Raw genomic sequence first — 4,373 nt, 5'->3', positions numbered from 1 at the left:
CCGGCAAGGCGACGCGGCGACCCGCGAGGCCACTGGCCGCCGCCTCCGGCAGGACGGATGCGGCCGTCACGCCGCGCTCGCCGCCGCGGCCCGCGACCCTGCCCCCGACATCGGCATCGGCTGCGGGAACACCGTCGTGGCCCCGGCATCCGGCCGGAACCAGGCCAGACGTGCGTGGCAGGCCGCCACCTCGCCGATCACGATCAGGCTGGGCGAGCCCACCTGCTCGCGCTCGGCACGCGCGGCCAGCGTATCCAGCGTGCCGCTGACCACGCGCTGGCGGGCGGTGGTGCCGTTCTCGATGATCGCCGCCGGGGTCTGCCCGGCGCGGCCGACACCCTTAAGCCCCCGGCAGATCTCGCCCACCCCCTTGCGGCCCATGTAGAACACCAGGGTCTCGCGGGTACTGGTCAGCTGCGACCAGTCCACATCCAGACGCCCTTCACGGGTATGACCGGTGATGAACCGCACCGACTGGGCATGGTCGCGGTGGGTCAGCGGTATGCCGGCATAGGCGGCGCAGCCGCTGGCCGCGGTAATGCCGGGGACGACCTGGTAGGCCACGCCGTCGCGCGCCAGCACGTCGAGCTCCTCGCCGCCCCGGCCGAACACGAACGGGTCGCCGCCCTTCAGTCGCGCCACGCGCTTGCCCTCGCGCGCCAGCCGGGAGAGCAGCGCGCTGATCTCCCCCTGTGGCACACAGTGACGATCTCGCTCCTTGCCGACATAGAAGCGTTCGGCCTCGCGCCGCGCCAGGTTCACCACCTCGGAGGACACCAGCCGGTCGTAGACGACCACATCCGCCTGCTGCAGCAGGCGCAACGCGCGAAAGGTCAGCAGGTCAGCCAGCGACCGCAGAGCCCATTCTCGGACTTGGACCTGGACCACGATGCGCTTCCTGCTCCGGTATCCGCGTGGTATGCGGCCGCTTAGGGCGCTGGGCCCGGACTTCCACGTCCCGGCCATAGCGCCACTCGCGCACGGTCATGCGCGTAATGCCGTAGCCCCGGGCCAGCTCGGGATCGATCACGCTGGGCGGCGCTTCCCGCAGCGCTCGTCGGATCTGGGGTGCGGTGCACGCGTCCGAATGGATCGTACTCACCATACTCTCGATCCTGCGTGGGCCCGCCCTACACCATACTCAGCCACTCCCGGCAACGAAACGGGAGTACCTTCTTGTGCAGTATAGAATCATCCTTTACCCAACAATTACCAGACATTTATCCTCCCAAGGATCAGAGCCTCAGGAAAAGGCGGTACGATTCAGGTAGTGTGTCCTTACGGCCGTAAAACGCGCCTGTGACCGCCCCAAACGGTTACAGAGGGCCCCAAGAGACCCTTGATGGCCCAACCGCCCCCCAAATAACGCACTGGGGGCATTGAGGCGGATGCAGAGCCATTGATCAGTGTTTGCCTGATCTCAGAGAAGGGGCTGAGTTTAGCGCATGGAAAAGCCAGAGAACCAAAAAAAGATGGACAGCCTCACTGCCCATTACAAAAAAAACCTGCTGGGTTACAAAACACAGCTTCAGGAGGCGTGGGCAGAAACACAGAACATCCCAGAGTCGCTGCACCTCATCAGAAATATTGCCCACCGTCTCAGTGGCTCGGGCGCAGTTTTTGGTTTTGCCGAGCTATCACAAAGGGCGAGCCAGCTAGAATGGGCCTGCGAGCAAGCAATAGAAAGCGCCCCGCCTGAATATAACGCGACCATATTCGAACGACTGCAAGATCTTCTAAGCTGCATTGAACGCAGCACAGGCATGGATGAGGATGTCGACGACACCAACGAGCCTGCCAGCATCAATTCACTCGCTCCCTCCGCGGAAAGCATCAACCTCCTGTTGGTAGATGATGACCCGGACTTCTCGGCACAAGTCAGCCAAGTTTTGAATGAGCGTGGCTATCAGGTGCATTGCCTGGAAGATATCACAGGCCTTGAGCAGGCCATTGCGCGGCATCAACCGCTAGCACTGATCGTGGACATGGATTTTTACGGCGACCAATTTGCCGGGTCAGCCCATGTATTTTCCTGGCGCCGAACTGACGGCACACCCTTGCCGGTCTTCTTTGTATCCGCGTTCGACTCCTTCGAACTGCGCCTCGCGGCAGCACGGGCTGGCGGCAACCATTTCCTAAGCAAGCCACTGGACATACCCAATCTGATATCCCTGCTCCATTCTGAGCTTGATCTGGCACCCAGTGAACCATACCGCATCATGCTGGTAGATGATGACGATGATCTACTCAATCTGTACGGTTCGGTCCTTTCCCAGGCGGGCTACAACGTCTCCACCGCCACCAGTGCGAAACAGGCGTTATCGATGCTTGAATACAAGCAGCCAGAACTGATCATCATCGACGTCTACATGCCGGACTGCAGTGGTCTCGATCTCGGCAAAATTATTCGCCAGCACGAGGATCACGCAACCATTCCGCTGCTGTTTATGTCTGCCGCAGCCGACACCGATGTGCAATTGGCCTGTGCCCGGCTGGCGGACGATGAGTTCGTCTCCAAGCCCATTGAGCCCTGGAGGTTGCGAATGGTGGTCAAATCCAGAGTCTCGAGAGGCCGACTGCTTCGCGCCCAGGGAGGTACTTTGACAGCCCCTGAGGCCGCAATTCATCACGATCCCCTGACTAGCTTACCTACTTTGTCAAGATTCCGGATTGCCGCCGAAAAAGCCCTGCAACATACCACTCAGGATCACTTTTCTGCCGTCATGAAACTCGACGTCAGAGACTTTCACACCATCAACAACGTGCATGGGAATTTCTTTGGCGATCGGGTCCTGCAACAGCTGGCCTGGGAACTATCCCGGTGTCTGAATAGCACGGATGTGCTGAGCCGGGAAAATGGCGATGAATTTTTAGTTCTCAGCCACGGACACGACAGCCGGGACTCTGTCAGCCGTTTCGCCAAGCAGATGATCCAGACACTGGAAACCATCAAGGTAGACGCCGCTCGAAGCATCATTGCAGTTTCCGTGGATATGGGCATTGCCATCGCCTCAACGAACATTAAAAGCGCTGCCCAGCTGCTTGATCATGCTGACACGGCCCTGTTTCGGGCCAAGAAATCCGCTGGCGCAAGTGTTTGTTTTTTTGATGAGTCCATGCTTGATGACGAAAAACGTCGATTCAATCGGGCGCAGTGTATCAGGCAGGCGTTGAGTGACGGACAATTCACTCCGGCCTACCAGCCCATACTGAGCATCGATGACACAACCGTTGTCGGTTTTGAAGCCCTTGCCCGCTGGCAGCATCCGGACGAGGGTGTACTTGGGCCGGGCACATTCATCTCTCTTATGGAAGAACAGGACCTAATAAAGGAGCTGACCCACCAAATGCTCGCACAAGCTCTGGCACAACTGGCTTGCTGGCAGAGTCGTCAACCTGGGCTGTATATGTCAGTGAACCTGTCCGCCATAGACATCCAGCAGCCGACATTTCTAGCGCACCTTGAGGCATTGCTCGCAGAGCATAAATTGCCTCCCGAGTCAGTGGTAATCGAAATCACCGAGTCACTGCTTCTGTCTGACTGGGAGCAAGCCAGCGTGGTCATTAAGGCACTTAGAAATCTCGGCGTTTGCCTGGCTCTGGATGATTTTGGCACCGGCTACAGTTCGCTCAGTTACCTACACCGCATACAGGCGGGAAAACTCAAGATCGATCGCAGTTTCCTGCAGCATTGGTCACACACCGGGGATTCGCGCCTCTTGCAGGCCATGGTTCAACTAGGCCACACAATGAACATGACAGTGATTGCCGAAGGCATCGAAGAGCGTGAGGAACTCGACCTTCTGCATCAGCTTCAATGCGACCAGTACCAGGGCTTCATCACTGCCAAGCCACTAGTTGCGAAGGAAATTGAGGGGCAACACTGGGTCTGATCGCGGCCTATTGCCTGGGGGACCTGGCGCCGGTCGAATACCGGCAGCTACACCAGCCCGAAACCTCCAGGTATGCGTGGACCTAATCCGGGGAAGTCGACAAGTTTCGCCGGGAGCGTGCAGGTCACGTCCGGGTGCGAAACGATAAGATAGAGCAGAATTTGCGGCCAGACTTCCTTACGCGGTACCCCGCAGATGCCGGGTGAGCGCCGAGACCAGCGGCTTCATGAAGTAGCGGCCCTCGGGGACCACCGCGGGGGAAATACCGTGGGCGCGCAGTTCCTCGGCCACCACCGGACCGATCGCGGCGACGACGGTTCGCTCCAGCGCTACCCCCAACATGTCGTGACGATCACCGGCGCGGGCGACCGCCAGCAGCCGCCGCACCTGGGCCTGGCTGGTGAAGGCGATCGCATCCACCTCCCCCGCGATCAGGGCCTCGATCAGCCCGGTCACGCGCCCGGTCTCGGCGGCGTCCGC

General features: G+C 59.8%; 2 protein-coding genes and 1 pseudogene. 1 reads left to right on the top strand and 2 read right to left on the bottom strand.

The window, feature by feature from the left end:
- Positions 1-66 precede the first annotated feature (66 nt).
- A pseudogene (cobA, locus tag G015_RS0113530) lies at positions 67-843 on the bottom strand (uroporphyrinogen-III C-methyltransferase); the annotation flags it as partial.
- A 602-nt stretch (positions 844-1,445) separates the two neighbouring features.
- Between cobA and G015_RS0113525 the strand changes: the two are divergent.
- Positions 1,446-3,893, top strand: coding sequence for an EAL domain-containing protein (locus G015_RS0113525; RefSeq protein ID WP_020146887.1), 2,448 nt, complete (start codon positions 1,446-1,448; stop codon positions 3,891-3,893).
- Positions 3,894-4,070: 177 nt separating this feature from the next.
- Here the strand turns inward: G015_RS0113525 and G015_RS0113520 are convergent.
- Positions 4,071-4,373, bottom strand: a 303-nt coding sequence (locus G015_RS0113520; protein WP_020146886.1) for a uroporphyrinogen-III synthase, incomplete at its 5' end; no start/stop codon positions are given.

This window comes from Thioalkalivibrio sp. ALJ15, assembly GCF_000383695.1.
In the GTDB taxonomy this organism is placed as follows: domain Bacteria; phylum Pseudomonadota; class Gammaproteobacteria; order Ectothiorhodospirales; family Ectothiorhodospiraceae; genus Thioalkalivibrio.
This window is presented reverse-complemented; position numbering and strand designations above follow the sequence as displayed.